Origin of the sequence: Kribbella koreensis, from assembly GCF_039525325.1 — a bacterium.
GTDB lineage: Bacteria > Actinomycetota > Actinomycetes > Propionibacteriales > Kribbellaceae > Kribbella > Kribbella koreensis.
The window spans coordinates 208,611-229,047 of sequence record NZ_BAAAHK010000021.1; the positions used below are offsets into that span (position 1 = coordinate 208,611).

24 protein-coding genes are annotated in these 20,437 nt (G+C 68.1%); 10 read left to right on the forward strand and 14 right to left on the reverse strand.

Features of this window, described 5'->3' with window-relative positions; genetic code table 11:
- Window positions 1-110 precede the first annotated feature (110 nt).
- Entirely contained in the window at window positions 111-659 is a 549-nt protein-coding gene (locus ABD116_RS37645; protein ID WP_343982144.1) for a hypothetical protein, read from the reverse strand.
- Window positions 656-2,443: a PHP domain-containing protein gene (locus tag ABD116_RS37650; protein WP_343982147.1), complete on the reverse strand. Its 1,788-nt coding sequence runs from the start codon at window positions 2,441-2,443 to the stop codon at window positions 656-658. Before ABD116_RS37650 ends, ABD116_RS37645 begins: the two co-directional genes overlap by 4 nt.
- 144 nt (window positions 2,444-2,587) lie before the next feature.
- On the opposite strand from ABD116_RS37650, the gene ABD116_RS37655 reads away from it, so the two are divergent.
- Both ABD116_RS37655 and ABD116_RS37660 read left to right on the forward strand, forming a co-directional pair.
- The gene (locus tag ABD116_RS37655) at window positions 2,588-3,259 is read left to right on the forward strand and encodes a hypothetical protein (protein WP_343982150.1); all 672 of its coding nucleotides are present in this window, start codon (window positions 2,588-2,590) and stop codon (window positions 3,257-3,259) included.
- Complete coding sequence (locus ABD116_RS37660) at window positions 3,256-4,092, forward strand: M23 family metallopeptidase (RefSeq protein ID WP_343982153.1); 837 nt, start codon at window positions 3,256-3,258, stop codon at window positions 4,090-4,092. The genes ABD116_RS37655 and ABD116_RS37660 overlap by 4 nt, the downstream gene beginning before the upstream one ends.
- On the opposite strand, the gene ABD116_RS37665 is transcribed toward ABD116_RS37660, so the two are convergent.
- The 5 genes from ABD116_RS37665 to ABD116_RS37685 all read right to left on the reverse strand — a co-directional run bounded on the left by ABD116_RS37665 (window position 4,083) and on the right by ABD116_RS37685 (window position 7,148).
- Window positions 4,083-5,213, reverse strand: a complete 1,131-nt coding sequence (locus ABD116_RS37665) for an epoxide hydrolase family protein (RefSeq protein ID WP_343982156.1) — start codon at window positions 5,211-5,213, stop codon at window positions 4,083-4,085. The two genes, ABD116_RS37660 and ABD116_RS37665, sit on opposite strands and share 10 nt — an antisense overlap.
- Window positions 5,206-6,141 (reverse strand): GNAT family N-acetyltransferase, encoded by a 936-nt coding sequence (locus tag ABD116_RS37670; protein ID WP_343982159.1) that lies wholly within the window; start codon window positions 6,139-6,141, stop codon window positions 5,206-5,208. Before ABD116_RS37670 ends, ABD116_RS37665 begins: the two co-directional genes overlap by 8 nt.
- Entirely contained in the window at window positions 6,138-6,344 is a 207-nt protein-coding gene (locus ABD116_RS37675) for an ASCH domain-containing protein (RefSeq protein ID WP_343982162.1), read from the reverse strand. Before ABD116_RS37675 ends, ABD116_RS37670 begins: the two co-directional genes overlap by 4 nt.
- Window positions 6,345-6,371: 27 nt before the next feature.
- Window positions 6,372-6,737: a VOC family protein gene (locus ABD116_RS37680; protein ID WP_343982166.1), complete on the reverse strand. Its 366-nt coding sequence runs from the start codon at window positions 6,735-6,737 to the stop codon at window positions 6,372-6,374.
- 180 nt (window positions 6,738-6,917) lie between these two features.
- The gene (locus ABD116_RS37685) at window positions 6,918-7,148 is read right to left on the reverse strand and encodes a hypothetical protein (RefSeq protein WP_164602023.1); all 231 of its coding nucleotides are present in this window, start codon (window positions 7,146-7,148) and stop codon (window positions 6,918-6,920) included.
- Window positions 7,149-7,413: 265 nt separating this feature from the next.
- Between ABD116_RS37685 and ABD116_RS37690 the strand changes: the two genes are divergently transcribed.
- Window positions 7,414-7,965 carry a MarR family transcriptional regulator gene (locus tag ABD116_RS37690; RefSeq protein WP_343982169.1) on the forward strand — a complete coding sequence of 184 codons (552 nt, stop codon included), beginning with the start codon at window positions 7,414-7,416 and terminating at the stop codon, window positions 7,963-7,965.
- Here ABD116_RS37690 and ABD116_RS37695 read toward each other — a convergent pair.
- From ABD116_RS37695 to ABD116_RS37710, 4 genes are all read right to left on the reverse strand, one after another.
- On the reverse strand, window positions 7,962-8,840 hold the full coding sequence (locus tag ABD116_RS37695; protein ID WP_343982172.1) for a DUF3152 domain-containing protein: 879 nt from the start codon (window positions 8,838-8,840) through the stop codon (window positions 7,962-7,964). The genes ABD116_RS37690 and ABD116_RS37695 overlap by 4 nt on opposite strands.
- A 146-nt stretch (window positions 8,841-8,986) precedes the next feature.
- Window positions 8,987-9,748, reverse strand: coding sequence for an SDR family oxidoreductase (locus tag ABD116_RS37700; RefSeq protein ID WP_343982176.1), 762 nt, complete (start codon window positions 9,746-9,748; stop codon window positions 8,987-8,989).
- A gap of 82 nt (window positions 9,749-9,830) precedes the next feature.
- The gene (locus ABD116_RS37705) at window positions 9,831-10,598 is read right to left on the reverse strand and encodes an SDR family NAD(P)-dependent oxidoreductase (RefSeq protein ID WP_343982179.1); all 768 of its coding nucleotides are present in this window, start codon (window positions 10,596-10,598) and stop codon (window positions 9,831-9,833) included.
- Between the two features lie 46 nt (window positions 10,599-10,644).
- Window positions 10,645-11,310, reverse strand: a complete 666-nt coding sequence (locus ABD116_RS37710) for a TetR/AcrR family transcriptional regulator (RefSeq protein ID WP_343982182.1) — start codon at window positions 11,308-11,310, stop codon at window positions 10,645-10,647.
- A 125-nt stretch (window positions 11,311-11,435) separates the two neighbouring features.
- On the opposite strand from ABD116_RS37710, the gene ABD116_RS37715 reads away from it, so the two are divergent.
- The 4 genes from ABD116_RS37715 (at window position 11,436) to ABD116_RS37730 (ending at window position 15,550) form a co-directional block, all read left to right on the forward strand.
- Complete coding sequence (locus tag ABD116_RS37715; RefSeq protein ID WP_343982185.1) at window positions 11,436-13,019, forward strand: ABC-F family ATP-binding cassette domain-containing protein; 1,584 nt, start codon at window positions 11,436-11,438, stop codon at window positions 13,017-13,019.
- Window positions 13,006-13,869, forward strand: coding sequence for a Vgb family protein (locus ABD116_RS37720; protein WP_343982188.1), 864 nt, complete (start codon window positions 13,006-13,008; stop codon window positions 13,867-13,869). Before ABD116_RS37715 ends, ABD116_RS37720 begins: the two co-directional genes overlap by 14 nt.
- 63 nt (window positions 13,870-13,932) lie before the next feature.
- Window positions 13,933-14,844, forward strand: coding sequence for a UbiA prenyltransferase family protein (locus tag ABD116_RS37725; RefSeq protein ID WP_343982191.1), 912 nt, complete (start codon window positions 13,933-13,935; stop codon window positions 14,842-14,844).
- A gap of 34 nt (window positions 14,845-14,878) precedes the next feature.
- A complete protein-coding gene (locus ABD116_RS37730; RefSeq protein ID WP_343982194.1) occupies window positions 14,879-15,550 on the forward strand; it encodes a 2OG-Fe(II) oxygenase in 672 nt (223 codons plus the stop codon).
- On the opposite strand, the gene ABD116_RS37735 is transcribed toward ABD116_RS37730, so the two are convergent.
- Complete coding sequence (locus tag ABD116_RS37735; RefSeq protein WP_343982197.1) at window positions 15,503-16,018, reverse strand: MarR family winged helix-turn-helix transcriptional regulator; 516 nt, start codon at window positions 16,016-16,018, stop codon at window positions 15,503-15,505. The genes ABD116_RS37730 and ABD116_RS37735 overlap by 48 nt on opposite strands.
- Window positions 16,019-16,054: 36 nt before the next feature.
- On the opposite strand from ABD116_RS37735, the gene pip reads away from it, so the two are divergent.
- The gene (gene pip, locus ABD116_RS37740; protein WP_343982200.1) at window positions 16,055-17,008 is read left to right on the forward strand and encodes a prolyl aminopeptidase; all 954 of its coding nucleotides are present in this window, start codon (window positions 16,055-16,057) and stop codon (window positions 17,006-17,008) included.
- A gap of 22 nt (window positions 17,009-17,030) precedes the next feature.
- On the opposite strand, the gene ABD116_RS37745 is transcribed toward pip, so the two are convergent.
- Both ABD116_RS37745 and ABD116_RS37750 read right to left on the reverse strand, forming a co-directional pair.
- Window positions 17,031-17,519 carry a VOC family protein gene (locus ABD116_RS37745; protein WP_343982203.1) on the reverse strand — a complete coding sequence of 163 codons (489 nt, stop codon included), beginning with the start codon at window positions 17,517-17,519 and terminating at the stop codon, window positions 17,031-17,033.
- Between the two features lie 43 nt (window positions 17,520-17,562).
- Window positions 17,563-18,531, reverse strand: a complete 969-nt coding sequence (locus ABD116_RS37750; RefSeq protein WP_343982205.1) for a helix-turn-helix transcriptional regulator — start codon at window positions 18,529-18,531, stop codon at window positions 17,563-17,565.
- An 87-nt stretch (window positions 18,532-18,618) separates the two neighbouring features.
- On the opposite strand from ABD116_RS37750, the gene ABD116_RS37755 reads away from it, so the two are divergent.
- Together ABD116_RS37755 and ABD116_RS37760 are read left to right on the forward strand one after the other, a co-directional pair.
- The gene (locus ABD116_RS37755; protein WP_343982208.1) at window positions 18,619-19,593 is read left to right on the forward strand and encodes an ATP-binding cassette domain-containing protein; all 975 of its coding nucleotides are present in this window, start codon (window positions 18,619-18,621) and stop codon (window positions 19,591-19,593) included.
- A complete protein-coding gene (locus ABD116_RS37760; RefSeq protein ID WP_343982210.1) occupies window positions 19,590-20,402 on the forward strand; it encodes an ABC transporter permease in 813 nt (270 codons plus the stop codon). The genes ABD116_RS37755 and ABD116_RS37760 overlap by 4 nt, the downstream gene beginning before the upstream one ends.
- The last annotated feature ends 35 nt before the right edge of the window (window positions 20,403-20,437 follow it).

Consider the following 20,437-nt stretch of genomic DNA (forward strand, 5'->3'; position numbering starts at 1 on the left):
GGAGAACCGAGCGCAACGAAGAAGGCGGGCGGTACGAGCTCTGTCAGCGGTGCGGCACCACGCGTGACAAGGTCACGCTGATGGACCACCCGGGGAACTGAGCCGCCACGTCAGTGATTGGCGCAGCACTTGATTTGGTGTTCGACTTCGAAGGGGATGAGGACTCCGCCGGCGGCTGGTTGGACCAGGAGGACTATCTGGCCGTGGCGGCGGATGGGGCGGATGTAGTTGCGGGTGTCTACCAGGGTGGAGTCGTCGACGGGTAGGCCGCCGATGGCTTCTACCTGGTCGATGCCGCAGGTCTCGACCAGCTCTGCAGCGGTCAGGGTGCCGCGGGCGTTCTCCTGGCCGGGGAATGCGACCAGGCGGCCCGCAGTACCCAGTGCTGTTTCTACTGCGGCCACGTAGGCGCCGCGGACGAGTTGGCTCGGGCCTGCGACCTCGGGCTCGGCTGCACCCGCGCGGATGACGGCCGAACCGACATCCTGGGTCAGGGACGTCTGGTCGAAGCTGGGCGTGCTGATGGAGACAGCCAGGTGGCCGCCTGACACCACATGGGTGCAGGCGACTACCGGGCCTGTCGCGGACTCCAGCAGGCCGTGGAGGACGTGTTCGGCCTCCACGGTGTCTGCGGAGTCCGCATCGACGGCGATGATCACTTTGTCGGAAGCACCCAGATCGGGTTCGTGTAGAACCACAGGTCCGCCCACGGGTCGGCGTCACCGACCACATCCAGCTGCGGGCCGGCAGGGTCGATCGCTGCACCGAGGTAGCCGACCTGGCTGCGGTTGCCGTCCGTACCACGGACGCGCACGTAGAACGGGTTCTCCGGGTCCGCCTTGCCCAGCGGCAGGACGAGCTCGAAGGTGCCACGCTTGCCCGAGGTGTCCCACTGCTTGACGACCTTGGTGTCCGGCGCAGTGAAGGTGTCCTTGTCGCTGACCGCACCCTTCACCGCACCCACGATCGCGTCGACGCGGTTGAGCGACGGCGTGAAGTTGGCCCAGTTGGGGACGTTCTGCGCGGTGATCCGGATGACGAGCTCGATCGCGCGGCCCCGGCGTACGTGCAAGGCGCCACCCAGCGGCTCACCGTGGGTTTTGCCGGTCTCGCGGACCTCCATGTCGACGGCCTTGACGAGCGCGCCGTGGTCGACCCAGACGCGGCCGTTGCGCAGGCCCTCCATCACCGCGCGGTAGTCGCGGTTGTCGGCGCCGACGTGCGTCCGGCTGTAGTAGCCCGGGAAGAAGTCGGCCGCGGTGCGGTTGACCGTGCGGCTGTAGACCGGGTCCATGTAGCGCCCGTCGCGGTCGAACTGTGCCTGGTCCGAGCCGTCGGGGCGACGGGAGGTCTCGTTCCAGTTGACGTGCGAGTCCGAGTTGGCACTGATCCACCACGGCTTGCCCTCGGCCAGCAGGCTGTCCCAGAGACCGCCGACGGTCGACGTCATCCAGTCGAAGCCACCCCAGGTCCGGTACGACTCGGCCGGGTACCCGGGGAAGGAGTTCGCGTTCGGCGCGTTGCCGTAGAGGCCGCGAGCGCCACCAGCGCCGATCCCAGCCGGCAGACCGCCGGCTTGGTGACCGGGCGCGCCTTCGAAGCCGACGGCGATCCGCGGGTCGGCGTCGCGCCAGTTGCGGATCTCGTGCGGGCTGTCGATGCCGTTGCGGGCGGGGTGGTTCGCGAGGAACAGCGCGTCGGCGACCCGGCGCTGGTCGACCTGCCGGCCGAGCCACTGGATGCCGTCGAGGGCGAGCTGCTCGTTGGCCGGCGTGTTGGCGCCGGCGTTCTTCACGCTGCCGTCGTAGCCGTTCTCGAACTGCTTGAGTACCTCGACCTCGCGGCTGCCGGGAGCGACGAAGACGGTGCCGTGCTCGGCGGCCGGGATGTTCCACTCCAGGCCCTGGAAGATCAGCGTGTTCTTCAGCTCGGCCCGGGCCGCCTTGATCTGCGGGTTGACCAGGTCGACGCCGATCCGGGCGTGGGTGGCGCCACCGTGGTCGGTGATGACCAGCCAGTCGAGGCCGTTCGCGGCCGCGTGCTGCGCCTGGTCGATGACCCGGTACATGCCGTCGGAGCTCAGCTGGGTGTGGATGTGGTGGTCGCCGGCCAGCCAGACGTTCGGCCGGCCACCGCTGGTGAACACGTGCCCGGTCGGCGAGGTCGCGGCGGCGAACTCGGCGCCGGAGACGGCGAGGGCGGCAGCGCCACCGAGGATCCCGGCCGAGCGGAGCAGACCGCGGCGCGACAACTCGGTCGGCGACAGGTCCTGGTCCGGAATCGACTCGTCCAGCGCCGCGGTGGTGGCGGCGTCCAGCTCGGTGTTCGGGTGGTGATGGTCGTGATCATGACCGTGCCCATGACCATGTCCGTGACCGTGCCCGTGCTCATGGCTGTGATCGTGACCATGACCGTGGCCGGTGTGGTCGTGGGAGTGTCCCATTCGTGCGTCCTCTCGGATGGCGGAATCCGGCGGGATCATCGCCTTTCGGGGTGACATCCAGATGTTGTCCGGATGAACCTCCGCCCTCGCCCGAGCCATGGACAACGCACAGCGACGGGACTTCAATGGTTCGCGGGGGGAAACATGAATGGAGAACCGGAAACAGTCACGGAAAGTTTCGAGAACACTCACCCGGGCAGGGACCGCGGTAACGCGACGCTGGCTGCCCTGGCAGGGGTCGCGGTCGGGGTGGTCATCGTCCTGCTGGCCTGGCTGGTCTTCCTGCTGAGTCGGCAAGATTCGGCCAAGGAGACGACGGCGGCGCCGCAGTCGACCGGCGTACCGGTTACGGTGAAGACGATGACCGTGGCTCCGTCGGTCAAAGGCACGACGACGGCGCCTGCCCCGGTACGAACCTTGCCGAAGGCGATCGGCGACGTCCGATCGCTCCCGGCAGGACTCTTCTGCCGGGACCTGAAGAGCAAGGGGTACAGCTACGTGGCGGCGATCGACTACTGGCGGCTGCACGGTCAGCCCAACCAGATGGATGCCGACCGCAACGGTATCCCGTGCGAGACCGTCTATCCACGCAGCGACATCGGGTCGTACTGGAACGGTCGGGAGGTCGTCGGCGTGACACCGCTGGCGTCCGGACTGTTCTGCCGCGACCTGGCCGACCGGGGTGCGACGTACGCCGAGGCGGTCGCCTACTGGTGGTACTGGGGCCGGCCGGAACGGATGGATGCCGACAAGAACGGCATTCCGTGCGAGACGGTGTACTCGGTTGCCGTGGTCAACGACTTTTGGTTCCAGTGAGGCGGTCCGTCTGGTTGGCCTTCCTGTCCGCGGCCCTGGTGGTCGCGGGCAGTGGGCTGATCGCACTCACCGCGACCGGTGCGTTCGACCGGTCCGATTCCAAGAAGACGACGGAGCCTGTACCGGCGCCGACGACCAGCGTTCGTACCAAGACCGTGGCTGTGCCGACCACGCCGACCGCTGTACCGAGCGAGCCGGCCGCTGTGCCGACGACCGCGCCGTCCGCTCCTGCGACGCCCGCGCAACCCGCGACGCCGCAGCGGCCGTCCAGGTCGGTGGCCCCGACAACGGCGGCCGCCGTCCGCGCCACCAAGTACGTCTTCCCGATCGGTGGTTGCCGGGCGGATGCTTCGCAGAGTCATCATGATTATCCGGCGTCGGACATCTTCGCGGACAAGGGTTGTAAGTTCGTCTCGCCGGTGGACGGGCGGGTCGATGAGGTGACCCGGGTGGACACCTGGAACAAGAAGACGAACGTCGGGCGGGATCGGGGTGGGTTGTCGATCTCTGTCGTGGGCGTGGATGGGGTTCGGTACTACGGGTCGCATCTGTCGGCCATTGGGGCTGGGATCAAGCCGGGGCTGGTCGTGAAGGCTGGGCAGCCGTTGGGCCTTACCGGGAACACCGGGAGTGCTCAGGTGACGCCGCCGCATCTGCATTTCGGGATCAGCTGGCCTACTGCGCCGGGGCACTGGTGGATCCGGCGCGGGGCTGTGGCGCCGCAGAGTTTTCTCAACGCTTGGCATGAGGGGCGGCAGCTGTCGCCGGTGGCGTTGGTGGGGAAGGTGCGGCGGGCGTACGGAGTCGACCGAGGGTGCCGGGACTACTGCTGACGTAGAGGCCGGAAGAAGGCGCGGATGTCGTCGACCAGGAGGTCGGGGGCTTCCAGGGCGGCGAAGTGGCCGCCTCTCGAGTACTCGGTCCAGTGGGTGATGTTGTGCCGGCGTTCGAGGATGTGGCGCATGGCTGGGTCGGTGGGGAAGACGGCGACTCCGGTGGGGACCTCACTTCGGGCGGCGGGAGGGGCGGTTCGGCTTTCGTAGTACAGGTTGGCTGAGGTGGCGCTGGTGTTGGTGAACCAGTAGATGGAGGCGTTGGCCAGCAGGTGGTCGAGGGCGACGGCGTCCTCGGGGAGCGCGCGAGCCGGGTCGGTCCAGTCGTGGAACTTCTCCAGGACCCAGGCGAGCTGTCCGACGGGTGAGTCGCTGAGGGCGAAGGAGACGGTCTGCGGTTTGGTCGACTGCAGTTCGGCATAGCCTGTGCCGGTCGCGCGGATGTGCTCGGCCGTCGCCAGCTTGGCCTGGTCTGCTGCGTTGAGGTCGTCGAAGTCGCCGGGCTCGGCCGCTGGGAACGCTAGGCCGCCATTGATGTGTACGCCGATGACGCGGTCGGGTGCGAGTGCGCCGACGAGCGGTGAGACGACCGACCCGGTATCTCCGCCTTGCGCGCCGTATCGGGGGTAGCCGAGGCGATTCATCAGCTCGATCCAGGCGCGGGCGATCCGCTCGTGATCCCAGCCGGGGCCTTCGAGTGGTACCGAGAATCCGTGTCCTGGTACCGATGGCGCGACCACGTGGAATGCGTCCGCAGCATCACCGCCGTGTTCGCCCGGCGAGGTGAGTGGGCCGAGGACCTCGATGAATTCGGCGACCGATCCCGGCCAGCCGTGGGTCATCAGGAGCGGGATGGCATGAGGCTCGGGCGAGCGTGCATGCAGGAAGTGCACCGTCTGGCCGTCGATCCGGGTCGTGTACTGCGGTACTGCGTTGAGCCGCGCCTCCCATGCCCGCCAGTCGAACTCCAGCCACCGCTCGACCACCCCACGCAGGTACTCGACCGGCACGCCCCGCGCCCAGTCACTCGACAGCGATCGCGGCCAGCGCGTCGCCCGAAGCCGACGGTGGAGGTCGTCGACGGCTTCCTGAGGGATCTCGATCCGGAACGGCTCAAGCATCGACTGCCCTCGCCTCGGATGCCGGGTCTCGCGTCAGCCGATAGAGGACCTTCGTGTGAACGGTCCGGAAGCCGAGCTGCTCGTAGAGGCGTTGCGCGCCGGTCGGGCTTGCCGCGTCGACGTTGAGTCCGGCGCGCTCGAAGCCGGCCGCCTCGCCTGCTCCCATCGCCTCCGCCATCGCCGCGCTCGCCAGCCCGCGGCCGCGATACTCACGTCGGGTGCCGACCTGCCCGATCCACAACTCCCGTACGCCGGTCGCCTCGGTGTCGGCCGGATACTCATAGGCCAGCGCGTACGCCGCGATGCGATCGCCGTCGAGCACCAGGCGGGAAAGCGCCGGCCGGAATCCGCGATGGCCGGTGAACCACCGCTGCCAGTCCTCCTCGGTCTTGGGCTCGACACCCCAGTGGTCGACGAAGATCTCGTTGTGGGCCAGCCGGAGCGGCTCGTCGTACTCGATGGCGAACGGGATCAGCCGGAAGCCCTCGGCCGGCTGGGTGACGATGGGCTGTTCGGAGTACGGGCGCTGCATCGAGCTGTAGTACCGGGTGGGTTGGTAGCCGTTGGCAAGAGCCAGCACCCGACCACCGTCGTCGACGCTCTGCAGCTCGACGTCGACCGTCGTGAACAACTCCAAGGCTCGCCGGGTCGCCCACTCGAACAGCGGCCGCCCGATTCCCTGCCGCCGATGCTCCGGGTGAATCCCGCCCTTCACCGTCTCGTCGTCGATCAGGCTGTACCCGACAAGTCGACTCCCCTTCCAGACACTCCGCCCATCGGCGGCCGCATCGACCACCCGCCGCAGACCGACCGCATCGACGTACTCGCCACTTCCATCAGCCGCCGCGATCGCATTGACCAACTCGACGAGCCCCTCGAGCAACGCCGACCCGAGCGGTCGAACCTCGACACCGCCCGGCCAGCTCATGCCGGCCTCAGGTCGGTGACCAGGCGGAAGCGCCACCGGATCGCCTCGGTGCTGTCGTCGACGGTGAAGGCCGGGTCGTCGATCACGTGCCGGAGGTCCGCGTCGGCGACCAGCCCGGTGGTCGACGTTTTCGTCCCCGCGAGGACCGCTCCGACGAGCTGGTCGCGCAGCGGGCCCGGGAATCCGAACTCGGCCTTCTCCATGCCGGTCAGCCTACGGACGGCGCCAGGTCAGAGGTTGGCGTAGTACTCCGGCTTCATCTGGATGATCTGGACGTAGTTGCCGTCCGGGTCGATCAGGGTGGCGAAGTAGCCGGGGCCGCGGTCCTCGGGTTCGACCAGCCAGTTGACGTCGAGGGTGCGCAGATGGGCGGCGGTCTGCTCGATGTCCTCGACCGCGAAGTTGATGATGAAGCGGCCCGGTTCGGGTGCCTTCGCGTCGACGTCGTCGCGGTGCTCGACGATCAGGCCGAAACCACCGAGGTCGAGAGTGCCGTAGTTGTTCGTCTCGGCGTGGAAGCCGTCGCGGTACCACGCCTTGAGACGGTCGGGGTCGGTACTACCGAGCAGCATGCTGTTCAGCACTGGGCGGTCCATGGCTGTCTCCTGTTCCGAGCCGGCGATCGGCTCACAGCGGGTACGTCGGAGTCGCGGTGACGGGCTCGACATACCGGGCTGTGAAAGAAGGCGGAGACAGAAAACGTCCGCACCGGTGAGGTTCGGTGCGGACGCTGAAGTGTTTTCGTTTTTACTTGTCCAGGCGCATTGTTCGAGGGTCTAACGGGGGGCTACATCCCACATGCGCTCGCCGGGCAGGGGGTCGGGGAGCCGGTCCACGACGGGCATCGGGTCGTTGGTGACCCGGAGTCCGGCGAAACGACGGCTCATGGCGTGGGCGTACCGCTCGGCCAACGCCGGCTCGGCGTTGTAGTCGGCGATCACGTGCTCACCGAACCAGACTCGTACGCGTCGGCGCTCAGACGTCTGGGTGGCGGTGGCGGTTGTCACTTGTCCTCCATGCAGTTCCAGGGTGGTCGGCCTTAGTCGCGGAGCGAGCGCGGTGCCGGTGCGCCGTGTGTTCACCGTCACGTCAGATCCAACGGACGAGCAGAACGGAAGGTCACGCGCGAAATCTGGGCAATTGTCCAGAACTTCTTCACCCTTTGTTCACTCGTTTCGAAGCTTTGTTCGATTGTTTCGGGAGACGCAATTCATAGCGTTTCCTCAGGTACGACACGCCGAGGCGACCCGGCGGCCTCCGTACGCTGGTGAAGTGACCATCGAAGACGCTGGGACCAAGGCCCTGGCGGTTCCCGACCAGATTGTTTCGCCGACCGGGATCGCCACCGTCCAGACCGAACACCTGATCGGCGACATCAGCGACGCGCTCCGGCTGCTGGACGCCGTGGAGCGGGTCCGCGGCCACGCCCACCCACTGATCCTCGGCCTGCAGGACGCGGTCGGGATCAAGATGCCGGCCGCGCTGGTGCTGAGCGCGATCTCCAACGGGCGCGACTCCGCCGGGGCCGTCGCCAACCAGGTCGGCACCACCACGGGTGAGGCAGAGCTCGCGATCGCGGAGCTCGCTGCCCTCGGACTGGTCCGCACGTCGCCGGTGCTGATGGTGACGGGGATGGGTCAGGCCCGCCTGTCCCAGCTCGACGGCCTGACCGTCCGCGTCCTCGACGTGGTCACCGGCATCCTCGGCCCCGCCGACGCCGCCCAGCTGATCCGTCTCCTGCACACTGTTGCCGACGGCCTCGAATCAGCCGCCATCACCGCCAACGCCTCCGACCAACTCCCCCCGACGATCCTCAACAACTAGTTGCTGGGTGTCGGGTCGTCGTACTTGCCCAGCTGACCCTCGTAGCGCTGACCGTTCCGGTAGGGCCACGGGTACGCCGTACAGCCATGCAGCCCCAACGTCTGCTGCTGCATCACGGGCGCCGGCTGTCCCGGACCAGGGCACAGCTCATGCGCGTTGCCGAGCCGATGCCCGGTCTCGTGGTTGATCATGTACTGCCGGTACGTCGTCAGGCTCGCGCCGTAGTTCGGTACCCCCTTGGCCCATCGCGCCACGTTGAGCACGACCCGCTCCCCGATCCGGCAACTCGTGTACTGGTCGAAGCCGCCGCCGCAGTAGGTGTCCCGGGTCGCGGGCGTGACGAGCATCAGCTTGAAGTCAGCCGCTTGCCCCGGACCGACCTGCCGGAACCGGTACTTGCCTGCTGAAGCCCAACCCTCTGGCGCGCCATAGGTCTCGCGCACGAAGCTCGCGAAGGCGGCCTGATCGATGCCCTTGATGCCGCCCTCGATCTGGATCTGGAAGGTGAAGAGCTTGCCCGCCCGGCCGATCGTCGCCGGGTTGCCTGGCAAGGTCGTGAAGTCGACCGTCCCGCGGACGGGATAGGTGACCCCCGGATCCCCTTGCCCAGGCGCCGAGTTGGACTGCGGAGAAGCCGGTACTCCGAGAGTCTTGGACTCGGCCGGGACCCCGGGCTCGGCCGGCGTCTCGGGCTCGGGCGCCTTGCCGGTCGGTGTGGATTTCGGCGAGGCCGCCTTCTTGGGTTGCGTCGACGTCTGGGCCACCGGTCGCTCTGGGTGCTCCTGGCGCGAGAACGGACTGGCCGGCAACTGGAGCAACGCGACGACCGCGACCGCCCCAACGATCCCCAGGGCGGCGATCCTCGTCTTGCGCATCAACAGCTCCTCACTCCGCGCTCCGGTCGAACGCGTCCTCACCCAGTACTTGTCTGATGCGGCGAAAACCCTTCTGCCCTATTTCGTACAGCCTTGTTAATTCGAAGGACGAGCTGGTCCACCAACACCTGATGGAGCTCAGCGGGCTAGCCGACGCGGTCGGTGAGGAAGGACTCCCAGGTATGGGTGCCGGTCGCGTTGGCGGGGGCGAGGTTGACGCCGGCGCGGAAGGCACGGGGGGCCTTGCCGGGGAAGTGAATGGGGAGGAGAGGACGGCGGCGGTGGGTGGCTGTGAGGTAGGAGCCGATGATCTCTTTGAGGGTGTAGATGGTGGGACCGGCGATGTCGGGGACCAGGCCGGCGGGTTCGCCTTGGGCTAGTTCGACCAGGCGGGCGGCTACGTCGCGGGCGTCGATCGGCTGGACGCGGAAGCCGGTGGGGACCGGTACTACGGGAAGCTTGGTGAGCGTCTTGGCCAGGGTCAGCATCAGGTCGTTGAACTGGGTGGCGCGGACTGTCGTCCACGGCAGACCGGACTCCGCGATCACCTGCTCGGCGCCGCGCTTGAAGGCGAAGTACGCGAAGGACTCCTGGTCGGCGCCGACGACCGAGATGTAGACGATGTGGGGCTTACCACCGGCTGCCTTGACCGCCTTGACCAGCGTGCGGGCCTTCTCGTCGTCGCCCTTGGCGTCGCCGGCCAGGTGGACGATCGTGTCGACCCCGGCGACGGCGGCGTCGATGCCTTCGCCGGTGGTGAGGTTGCCGACGGCGTACTCGATCCCGTCGGCCGGCTCGTGGCTGCTGCGGCTGAGCACCCGGACCTTGAAGCCGGCGTCCCTCAGCAGCGGGGTGGTCAGCCGCCCGAGAGTTCCTGTGCCGCCGGTGACGAGGACGGTTGCGGTCATGGTTCTGGCTCCTGTCGGTCGGTGCGGCCGCGGTTCTCGCGGCTCTACTTGTCCGACTCGCGCCAGGCGAGAAGTGTGACAGTCAGGCGCAGCGGATGCCCAGACCGCCGTCGACGGACCAGTTGGCGCCGGTGACGAAGGCGGCGGCTTTCGAGGCCAGGAAGCAGACCACCTCGGCGACGTCCTCGGGGGTGCCGACCCGGCCGAGCGGGTGCACGGCGAGGGCCGTTTCGCGGGCGTCGGGGATGGTGTCGAAGAACTCTTCGAGCAGGTCGGTGGCGATGAAACCGGGGCTGACGGCGTTGACGCGGATGCCGTGCGGGGCGACGTCGAGGGCGAGGCTGCGGGTCATGCCGACCAGGCCGGACTTGGCGGCGGCGTACGGGAACATGCCGGCCGTGGTCAGCTGGGTGTGGATCGAGGCGATGTTGACGATCGCGCCGCGCTTGGCCTCGATCATCTCGGGCAGCACGGCGCGGGCCATCAGCCAGGCGCCTTTGAGGTCGACGGCGAAGACGCTGTCCCATTCGGCGACGGTCATCGTGGTCGCGTCGGCGTAGGAGTTCCGGCCGGCGTTGTTGATCAGGACGGTGATCGGACGGCCGAGGGTGTTGGTGAGTTCGGCGACGGATCGGCGTACGGAGTCCTCGTCGGTGATGTCGCCGACGGATGCCGCGATGGTCGCGCCGGAGTGCTCGAGCTCGGCGGTGGTGGTCTCCAGTTCGTCGGGCAGGATGTCGAGGAGCGCTACGGCGGCGCCTTCCTCGGCCGCCTTGATCGCGATTGCCCGGCCGATTCCGCGAGCGGCTCCGGTGACGAGCACGACCTCGTCCGTCAGACGTCCGGACACTTGGTTGCCTCCTTCGGCTTTTCCTCATCCTTTCAGGAGGCGGCTTTCAGGGGGCGCGGAGGATGCCGGCCTTCGCTGCTCGGGCGGCGTCGCGGGCGTAGCGGTCGGCGTCGGCCTCGGAGAGGTCCTGGCGCAGGAGGGTCAGCTGGTGGAAGAGGGGTGCGGTCGCGGTCAGGAGGACGCGGTGGGCGTCGGTGTCGGCGGGGATCTCGCCGCGGTCGATGGCTCGGGCGATGACGATGGCGCTACGTTCGTACCGGTCTTTCCAGAAGCCGTGCAGCGCGTTGGCAGCCTCGGGCGTGCGGAAGGAGGCGGCGATGACGGCTGTCGTCAGGGAGGGTCTGATCGTGAGCGAGGCGTGGATCTCGCGGTTGAGTTCGACGAGGTCGCCTTCGAGGGTGCCGGTCTCGGCGGGGATCCAGGAGTCGTCCGCGCCCATCGCCAGGAGGTCGACCAGCAGGCCGTCGACGGTGCGCCAACGGCGGTACACGGTGGTGCGGTGTACGCCGGAACGCGCGGCGACCGCATCGACGGTGAGCCCGTCGTAACCGTGCTCGGCCAACTCCGCCTCGACTGCCGCAAGCACGTCAGCGCGAACCCGGGCCGTCCGGCCGCCGGGCCTCGCCCGCTCGCCGCGAGCGTCATCCCCGCCTTCCGCACCGGTGACGGCCGCATCGGCGGCGGCTGAGGTTGCGTTCCGGGGAGCGGGCATGGCATGATCTTAACGCAACATTCGTCGCATTAGCAGGAGGTAGTCGTGGAGTTCTGATTCGCCGTCGAACCGGTCCACCCGTCTCGGGTGAGGTCCGTCCGTTCCAGCGAGTCAGGAGGACACGTATGTCTACCCAGCTGTCGTTGCAGGAGATCTCCAAGTCGTACGACCATCGCCCGGTGCTCGATCGGGTGAGCTGCGCCTTCCCGCCCGGCGAGGTGAGCGGGCTGATCGGCGAGAACGGCTCGGGCAAGTCGACCCTGCTCCGGATCCTGGCCGGGATCGACCAGCCCGACCTCGACGGCAAGGTGACCATCGCCGGCAGCATCGGCTTCCTGGGCCAGGACAATCCGCTCCCCCTGCATCTCGACGTGGCGGCGGCACTGGACCACGCGCTGGCCGAGTTGCGCGCGATCGAGAAGCGGTTGCTCGAGCTCGAGGGATTGCTTGCTGACGGCAACGTTTCGGTGCTGGACGAGTACGGCGAGTTGCAGACCGCGTTCCAGGTGCGCGAGGGGTACGACGCCGAGGCGCGGTTCCAACGGGCGCTGGCCGGGTTGGGGTTGAGCTCCTTGCCGGGCGACCGGGTGTTGTCGTCGCTGTCGGGTGGGGAGCTGGCGCGGTTGCACTTGGCCGCGGTACTGGTTGCCGGTGCTGAGGTGTTGTTGCTCGACGAGCCGACGAACCATCTCGACCTGGCAGCGACGGTGTGGCTGGAGGATCATCTGCTGTCACGCTCGGGTACGACGGTCGTTGTATCGCATGACCGGGCGTTCCTGGAGCGGGTCGCGTCGACGTTGTTCGAGGTGGACGGCGATACGCATCAGGTCACTCGGTACGGGAACGGGTACGCCGGATATCTCGCGGAGAAGGCGGCCGAGCGGGCTCGGATCGCGCAGGCGCGGCAGGTCTGGGAGGACGAGGTCGCCGTGATGCGGTCGACGGTCGGGACCGCGGCGGATCGGGTCGCCTACGGGCGGCCGATGCAGGACAACAACAAGATGGCGTACGGCATCGCGGGTGACCGCGTGAACCAGGCCGAGCGGAGCAAGATCCGCAATGCCAAGGAACGGTTGCGGCGACTGGAGGAGAATCCGCCGCCGGTGCCGTCGAAGCCGCTGCGGTTCACGGCCGCGTTGCGGACGGCTGGGTCGAGTGGGGTGCTGCTTGATGCGGTCGGGGTGTCGGTGGCCGGGCGGCTGCGGCCTGCGTCGGTTGAGGTTTCGAAGGGTGATCGGTTGCTGATCACCGGACCCAACGGGGTTGGGAAGTCGACGCTGCTCGACGTACTGACCGGTGCGCTGGCGGCCGACTCCGGGTCGGTGGAACGGCGGGGGCGGATCGGGTATCTGGCGCAGGACGTCGTCGAGGCGCGGCCGGATGCGACGTTGCGGGAAGAGTTGATGCGGCATCGCGGGTCTGGGCGGTTGGGGTTGTTCAAGCGGGAGCAGTTGCAGACGCGGGTGCGGGAGCTGTCGACCGGGCAGCGGCGGCGGTTGGCGCTCGCGGAGTTGCTGACCACGCAGTACGACGTACTGGTACTCGATGAGCCGACCAATCATCTGTCGCTGGTGTTGGTGGAGGAGTTGGAGGCTGCGCTGGACGCGTACGACGGGGCGCTGGTCGTGGTGAGTCATGACCGGCGGTTCGTGTCGCGGTGGCGTGATGAGGTGCTCGAACTGGAGGAGAAGAGTCTTGCGAAGCGCTGAGATCGTTGTTGCTGAGGGCAATGAAGGTCCGTACGGCGTCGCGGTGGGTGGCGACGGTGCGGTGTGGACGACGCTGGTGCATGCGGGAGCGGTCGCGCGGGTCGCGCGGGATGGGGTGGTGTCGCGGTTCTCGGTCGATGCCGACGGGAGCCGGCCGAGTGTGATCGTGGCGGGGCCGGATGGGGCGGTGTGGTTCACCCGGAACGGTGATGAGCGGATCGGGCGGATCGGGGCCGATGGGGTGGTTTCGTCGGTTGAGGTCGGGTCGGGGCCGTACGGGTTGTGCGTGGGGGCGGACGGGGCGTTGTGGTTCACGCTGATGAACGTGGATCGGATCGGGCGGGTGACGGTGGATGGGGAGGTGTCGTTGTTCGAGCTCGGGAGCAGCGGTGGGTTTCCGGCGATGATCACGGCGGATGAGGGCGGGGTGTGGTTCGCGCTCAACCAGGGGAACGCGATCGGGCGGATGGCACCGGATGGCGCGGTGGTCTTGCATCCATTGCCGACCGAAGGTGCTGGGCCGGTGGGGATCAGCGCGGGGGCGGGTGGGGTCTGGTTCACCGAGTTGCTGGCCGGCCAGGTCGGGCGGATCCACGCTGACGGGAAGATCGTCGAGTATCCGCTGCCGGACCGTTCGTCCAAGCCGCACGCGGTCGTCGCAACCGACGACGGCGGCTGCTGGGTGACGCTGTGGGGCTCGGGTTCCGCGATCCGGCTCGATGCGCAGGGTGCGGTGACCGAGGAGATCCCCCTCGGCGAGAACTCCGAGCCGCACGGCCTGGCAGTCGGCGCCAACGGCGAGGTCTGGATAGCCCTCGAGATCGGTGTCCTTGCGCACATCCACGCCTGAGAGTGAGCCGATTCACCCACCGGAGGGACCCGCTGATCCACCCACAGGAGCAGTGTGGTTTGTGTGACCACACTGGTGGGACCAAGAGTTGTTCGAGTACCGCGGGTGCGGGATGTGCTCGCGGTCGGGCGGCCGGCGTTTTGGGTTGTTTCGGTGGTGCCGTACTACGTGGGGGTTCTGCTCGCCACGCATCGGCTGGTCCCCGCGGTTGAGGTCTGGCCGCGGTTGTTGGTCGGCGCTGTGGTGATGGGACCGTTGCTTTGGCTTTCGGTGTTGGCGATCAACGATGCGTACGACCTGCCTGGGGATCTGATCAACCCGCGGAAGTCGAAGTCACCTTTGCTCGATGAGCGGGTGACGCTGGCCGAGGCCAAGGTACTGGCGCTTGGTGCTGGGGTTGCTTCGATCGCGGTTGCTTTGGTGGTTGGTCCGCTCTTCGCGGCGGGGGTGGTGCTGGCGGTGGTGTTGGGGTTTGCGTACAGCGTGCCGCCGGTGCGGTTGAAGACTCGGGCTGGGTTTGATGTGGCGGTCAACTCGCTGGCGTTGGGGACGTTCGGGCCGTTGGCGGGGTGGGCGGCGGTTCGGCCTGGGCTGGATGGGTTTCCCTGGGTGATGGCGTTGCAGGGGACGCTGGCGGCGATCGGGTTGTACCTGCCGACGACGCTGGCGGATCTCGAGGCGGATCGGGCGGCCGGGTACCGGACCGTCGCGGTGCGGCTCGGTGCGCGAGCGACGTACCGGCTGGGGTTTGCGTTCTGGATCGCGGCGGCGGGGCTGTCCGTGCTGCTGGCGGCGCTGGACGCGGTCATTCCGCGGAGCATGCTCGCGCTGGAGATCGTGATGGTGCCGGTGCTCGTCGCGGCGTACCGGCGGTTCATCGGGCCGGGGATGACCTTCAAGGGCGTGGTAATTCTTGCGTCGCTGTTCCTGCTGCCGTGCGGGACCTTCGCGCTCACCTACACCGGCGTCCTCTGACTCACACCTCAGCGCCGCCGGCCGTTCCATCGGTATGACCTGGAGAGAAGAGCTCGACGAACACGGCTGCGCGCTGATCGGACAGTTGCTCACGCCGGAGCAGTGCGCGGAGATCGCCGGCCTGTACGACGAGGTGCGGCGGTTCCGCTCGACGATCGACATGGCCCGCTACCGCTTCGGCTCGGGGCAGTACCGGTACTTCGATCACCCACTCCCCGACCTCGTCGCCAAGCTCCGCGAGGAGTTCTATCCGCAACTGCTCCCGGTCGCGCGCGACTGGGCGGCCAAGCTCAACCGCCCCGCGCCCTGGCCGGACACGCTCGAGGAGTGGCTCGACGACTGTCACCGCGCGGGGCAGACGAAGCCGACGCCGATCCTGCTCAAGTACCAGGCCGGCGACTGGAACGCCTTGCATCGGGATCTGTACGGCGATCTCGTGTTCCCGCTGCAGATCGTGATCGGGCTGAACAAGCCGGGCGTCGACCACGAAGGCGGCGAGTTCCTGCTGGTCGAGCAGCGGCCGCGGGCGCAGTCGCGCGGGACCGTCACGATGCTGCCTCAGGGGCAAGGGCTGATCTTCACCACCCGCGATCGCCCGGTGAAGTCGGCTCGCGGCTGGTCGGCCTCGCCGGTCCGGCACGGCGTGAGCACCGTCCGGTCAGGAATCCGGCACACCCTCGGTCTCGTCTTCCACGACGCGGCCTGACGGACCGTCGCCCACGAGGCCGCTTGAGTTGATCCGCAGGCGGAACGACCGGCGTTCGACGGCGGCGACCACTTCGTCGAGGATCTGGCCGAGCGGCGCCGTGAGCTCCGCATCCAGGTCAGCGAGAGCGGCCGTGGTCGCCTGCCACTCGGCTTCGATGGTCGGCAACAACGAGCGCGTCTTGTCGGTCAGCTGCACGATCCGCTGCCGCGCGTCCTCGCCGGGCTCGAGCGTGACGAAGCCGGACCGGTTGAGCTGGGCAACCGTCTGGCTGGCGGCGGAATGCGTCACCCCGACCGCCGCGGCCAGCGCCCGGATCGACAACGGACCCTCGGCAACCAGCGTCCGGACGATCGGCGAGAACCGCGGCCGGTACTCCGGCAGGCCCGCGTCCACGTAGACCTTGGCCACGTCACCGTCCAGCAACTCCAGCACATGCCGTAACCGGGTACCGATCGCGCCTTCCATGGAACGTAATCTAACAGCACTGTTATATTCATATCCATGGAGACGCCCGCAACGCAGCCGTATGACCAGGGGATGCTCGACGTGGGCGACGGGCAGCTCGTCTACTGGGAGGTCTGCGGCAACCCCGAGGGCAAGCCGGCTGTGGTGCTGCATGGCGGTCCGGGGTCGGGGGCGGGCGCGTTCTGGCGTCGATTCTTCGACCTGGCGAAGTACCGGGTGGTGTTGTTCGATCAGCGCGGCTGCGGGCGCAGTACGCCGGATGCCGCCGGGCCGGACGCTGACCTGAGCACCAACACGACCTGGCATCTGGTCGCCGATATCGAGCGGTTGCGCGTGCACCTCGGCGTCGACAAGTGGCTGGTGCTGGGGGCGTCATGGGGTGCGACGCTGGCCTTCGCGTACGCCGAGCAGCATCCGTCGGCGGTGTCGGAGATCGTGCTGTTCAGCGTCACGAGCACGACTCCGCGCGAGGTCGAGTGGATCACCCGGGACATGGGGCGGATCTTCCCCGAGGAGTGGCGGCGCTTCCGGGACGTCGTACCGGCCGAGGAGCGGGACGGGAATCTCGCGCTCGCCTACAGCCGGCTGCTGCACGATCCCGATCCGGCGGTACGGGACCGGGCAGCGAGGGCTTGGTGCGAGTGGGAGGACACGCATGTGTCGACGTACCAGGGCTACAAGCCGGATCCCCGGTACGACGACCCGGTCTTCCGCCTGCGATTCGCGCGACTCGTGTCGCACTACTGGGGTCACGCGGGCTGGATCGAGGATGGCGCCTTGCTTCGTGACGCGGGCAAGCTGGCCGGGATTCCCGGGGTGCTGGTCACCGGACGACTCGACATCAGCAGCCCGCCGGACACCGCCTGGGAGTTGGCCCAGGCCTGGCCGGACGCCGAACTGCACATCGTCGGCGACGCCGGCCACGGCGCCGGGAAATCAAGCGTCTCGGAGCTGGTGACGGCCGCGATCGATAGGTTCGCGTCGAGCTGAGCCAGCCACACCTGCAGCTGTACTAGCGCCTGCTGCGCATCTCCGCGTCGAACGAGTCCTGCAGCACCTTCATCGCCGCCAACTCAGCAGGGTCGGCGAACAGCTCGGGCAGCGTCGCCGGGTCCACGTCGTACAGGTGCGTCTGCAACCACCAGATGTTGCCCTGCGGATCCTTGATCCGGCACCCCCGGTCCCCCACGATCCGCGACGTCGTCAGCTCGGTCACCACCGTCGCCCCCGCCTCCAGCGCCCGCGCCAGCACCGCGTCCACGTCATCCACGAAAACACTCAGCAAGCTCGGCGTATCCGGCCACTCCGGCTTCGAATCGAACGCCATCAACACCGAGTCCCCGACGGTGATCTCGGCATGCCCGATGGTCCCGTCCTCGTTCGGCACCGCGAACGACTTCTCCGTCTCGAACGTCCGCTCCACAAACTCCAGCCACTGCACCACTCCCCGCACCGCAACGTAGGGAGTAACGGTTCCTTTGCCACCAGGGTTCTTGGTCATGCCTCAAGTCTCACAGCGGTAGAGGCCAGCTTCTGGCCTCTACTCAAGAAGCTGCTGAGGTGTAGCGGGCGGCCAGTTGGTGGGCGGCGTCCTTCAGTTCTTTGGGGCTTTCGAATTCGAGGTCGGATTCGAACATGCCGAAGGTGGCCGCCAGGCCGGTCCAGGACCAGGCGCTGAGAGTCAGGCGGCAGGTGGTGGGGGTCAGTTCTTCGACGAGGGCTTCGTGGCCGGCCCAGCGGGCTATGTCGGAGGCTTTGGCTTGGAGGATGGCGGTGCCTTGGCAGGGCCATTGGTTCTGGGAGCGGAAACGGTCCGAGATGTAGGTGGAGATGTCGGGGGCGGGGAGTTCGCGTGGGGTGAAGCGCGGACCGGTGGGGGTCTTGGGGAGCATCCGGTCGACTCGGAAGGTGCGCCAGTCGTTGCGGTCGAGGTCCCAGGCGACCAGGTACCAGCGGCCGCCCCAGGTGACGAGGTGGTGGGGTTCGACCTTGCGGGGTGGGACGAACTCTTCATCGGTGGCGCCTGGTGAGGCGTAGTCGAAGCGGAGTACTTCGCGAGCGCGCAAGGCCGTGCCGATGGCGATCAGGTGGTCGGAGTCGACCTTGATCCGGCGCGAATCGGCGTACTTGTCGACCGTGGTGACCTGAAGCGCGTCGACGCGTTGGCGCAGCCGTGCGGGCATCACCTGGCGGACCGTGGCGAGCGCGCGCAGGGCGCCTTCCTCGATCCCGGTCACCGTGGTCGTCGCGGTCTGCAAGGCGACGGCGACCGCGATCGCCTGGTCGTCGTCGAACAGCAGCGGGGGCAGGTCGGCGCCCGCGTCGAGGCGGTAGCCGCCGTCCGGGCCCTTGCTCGCGCGGACCGGATAGCCCAGGTCGCGCAGGCGGTCCACGTCGCGGCGGACCGTGCGCGGGCTCACCTCCAGCCGTTCGGCCAGCAGCGCGCCCGGCCAGTCGCGGCGCGCCTGGAGCAGGGACAGCAGCGAGAGGAGTCGAGCCGAGGTTTCGGACATGAGTTCAGATTGCCACGGGTAACGGCCAGAACCTGTCCTCTACTGCTGGAAATGTCGTCTCCAAGAGCCCCCGACCAAGGAGACATCGTGATCAGCACCCGAGAACTCACCAAGGACTTCGTGGTGAGCCGTACCGAGACCGTGCACGCGGTCCGCGGCATCAGCCTGGACGTCGAACCGGGCGAGCTCGTCGCCGTGCTCGGCCCGAACGGCGCCGGCAAGACCACCACCCTGCGGATGCTCACCACCCTGATCGCCCCGACCTCCGGTATGGCGAAGGTCGCCGGGTACGACGTGACGACCGACCCGAGCCTGGTCCGCCGGCAGATCGGGTACGTCGGCCAGGGCAACGGCGCGGGCCACTCGCAACGGGTCCGCGACGAGCTCTACGGCCAGGGCATCATCTACGGGCTCGACCAGCGGGCGGCGAAGCGGCGTACCGGCGAACTGCTGGAGTCGCTCGAGCTCGGCGAGCTGGCCAAGCGCAAGGTGTCCGAACTGTCCGGCGGTCAGCGTCGCCGGCTGGATGTCGCGATGGGACTCGTGCATGCGCCCGGACTGCTGTTCCTGGACGAGCCGTCGACCGGGCTGGACCCGCAGAACCGGGCCAACCTGTGGGACCACATCCTGCGGATGCGCGCCGAGCACGCGATGACGATCGTGCTCACCACGCACTACCTCGACGAGGCGGACTCGATGGCCGAACGGGTCGTCGTGGTCGACCACGGCGAGGTGATCGCCGACGACACCGCCGACGCGCTGAAGGCAGACCTGGCGGGCGATCAGCTCGCCCTGACCGTTGCCCCGAGCAACCTCTCCAGGGTCGCCGAGCTGGCGAACAAGCTGCCGGGAGCACGAGAGGTCGTGGCCGAGGCCGATCGGCTGACCGTGCGCGTCCAGGACGGGCCGAGGGCGTTGCCCGAACTCATCGCGGCGGCGCAGCAGTACGGCGTACCGGTCGGCACAGCCCAGGTACATCGGCCGACGCTCGACGACGTCTTCCTCAATCTCACCGGCCGCAGCCTGCGCGAGGCCGACTCCACCGGAAAGGCCGCAGCATGACCACCCTCACCGTTCCCACTCCCACTCGGCAGATCACGCAACCGGTCAGCCGGAATCTCTTCCGCGACACCTCGTTCGTCATGCGGCGGGAGCTGAAGCCGGTACTCCGTGACCCGTTCTCGCTGATCTTCGGGATGATCCAGCCGCTGGTCTTCCTGGCCCTGTTCGGTCCGCTGCTGGCGGGGTCGCTCGGCGGCTCGCTCGACGGTGGCGTCTGGCAGTGGTTCGTGCCGGCCATCCTGGTGATGACGACCTTGTTCGGTACGTCGGCGACCGGGTCGAACCTGTTGACCGAGTTCGTCACCGGCGCGCACGAGCGGATGCTGGTCACGCCGCTGTCCCGGTCGTCGCTGCTGATCGGTCGGGCGCTGAAGGAGATGGTGCCGCTGTTCGGGCAGGCAGTGATCGTGATCGCGGTGATGACGCCGTTCGGCTTCGACCTGCACCCGGTGGGCGCGCTGGTCGGACTCGCGCTGCTGGCCGTGTTCGGGGTCGGGCTGGGGTCGTTCAGCTACGCGCTGGCGATCGCGGTACGCAAGCAGGAGTGGATGTTCTGGGTGGTGCAGCAGACGTTCCTGTTCCCGCTGATGATCCTGTCCGGGATGCTGCTACCGCTCGAGACCGGGCCGGAGTGGATGCGGGTGGCGTCCAAGTTCAACCCGCTGTCCTACCTCGTCGATGCCGAACGCACTCTCTTCTCCGGCACCGTCACCTCGACCACGGTCCTGTGGGGCTGGCTGGCCGCCTTCATCACCGTCGCCCTGGGCCTCACCATCGGCATCCGCTCAATGCTGCGCTCGGCCGACTGAATGCACTGAAGAACCCGAGGCGGCCTCGCCTCGGG

Excerpts from the sequence above, each read along its gene's own strand:
- ABD116_RS37650 (WP_343982147.1), bottom strand. The coding sequence starts at position 2,443 with ATGGGACACTCCCACGACCACACCGGCCACGGTCATGGTCACGATCAC.
- ABD116_RS37655 (WP_343982150.1), top strand. The coding sequence starts at position 2,588 with ATGAATGGAGAACCGGAAACAGTCACGGAAAGTTTCGAGAACACTCAC.
- ABD116_RS37665 (WP_343982156.1), bottom strand. The coding sequence starts at position 5,213 with ATGCTTGAGCCGTTCCGGATCGAGATCCCTCAGGAAGCCGTCGACGAC.
- ABD116_RS37670 (WP_343982159.1), bottom strand. The coding sequence starts at position 6,141 with ATGAGCTGGCCGGGCGGTGTCGAGGTTCGACCGCTCGGGTCGGCGTTG.
- ABD116_RS37675 (WP_343982162.1), bottom strand. The coding sequence starts at position 6,344 with ATGGAGAAGGCCGAGTTCGGATTCCCGGGCCCGCTGCGCGACCAGCTC.
- ABD116_RS37680 (WP_343982166.1), bottom strand. The coding sequence starts at position 6,737 with ATGGACCGCCCAGTGCTGAACAGCATGCTGCTCGGTAGTACCGACCCC.
- ABD116_RS37695 (WP_343982172.1), bottom strand. The coding sequence starts at position 8,840 with ATGCGCAAGACGAGGATCGCCGCCCTGGGGATCGTTGGGGCGGTCGCG.
- ABD116_RS37700 (WP_343982176.1), bottom strand. The coding sequence starts at position 9,748 with ATGACCGCAACCGTCCTCGTCACCGGCGGCACAGGAACTCTCGGGCGG.
- ABD116_RS37710 (WP_343982182.1), bottom strand. The coding sequence starts at position 11,310 with ATGCCCGCTCCCCGGAACGCAACCTCAGCCGCCGCCGATGCGGCCGTC.
- ABD116_RS37715 (WP_343982185.1), top strand. The coding sequence starts at position 11,436 with ATGTCTACCCAGCTGTCGTTGCAGGAGATCTCCAAGTCGTACGACCAT.
- ABD116_RS37730 (WP_343982194.1), top strand. The coding sequence starts at position 14,879 with ATGACCTGGAGAGAAGAGCTCGACGAACACGGCTGCGCGCTGATCGGA.
- ABD116_RS37735 (WP_343982197.1), bottom strand. The coding sequence starts at position 16,018 with ATGGAAGGCGCGATCGGTACCCGGTTACGGCATGTGCTGGAGTTGCTG.
- pip (WP_343982200.1), top strand. The coding sequence starts at position 16,055 with ATGGAGACGCCCGCAACGCAGCCGTATGACCAGGGGATGCTCGACGTG.
- ABD116_RS37745 (WP_343982203.1), bottom strand. The coding sequence starts at position 17,519 with ATGACCAAGAACCCTGGTGGCAAAGGAACCGTTACTCCCTACGTTGCG.
- ABD116_RS37750 (WP_343982205.1), bottom strand. The coding sequence starts at position 18,531 with ATGTCCGAAACCTCGGCTCGACTCCTCTCGCTGCTGTCCCTGCTCCAG.
- ABD116_RS37760 (WP_343982210.1), top strand. The coding sequence starts at position 19,590 with ATGACCACCCTCACCGTTCCCACTCCCACTCGGCAGATCACGCAACCG.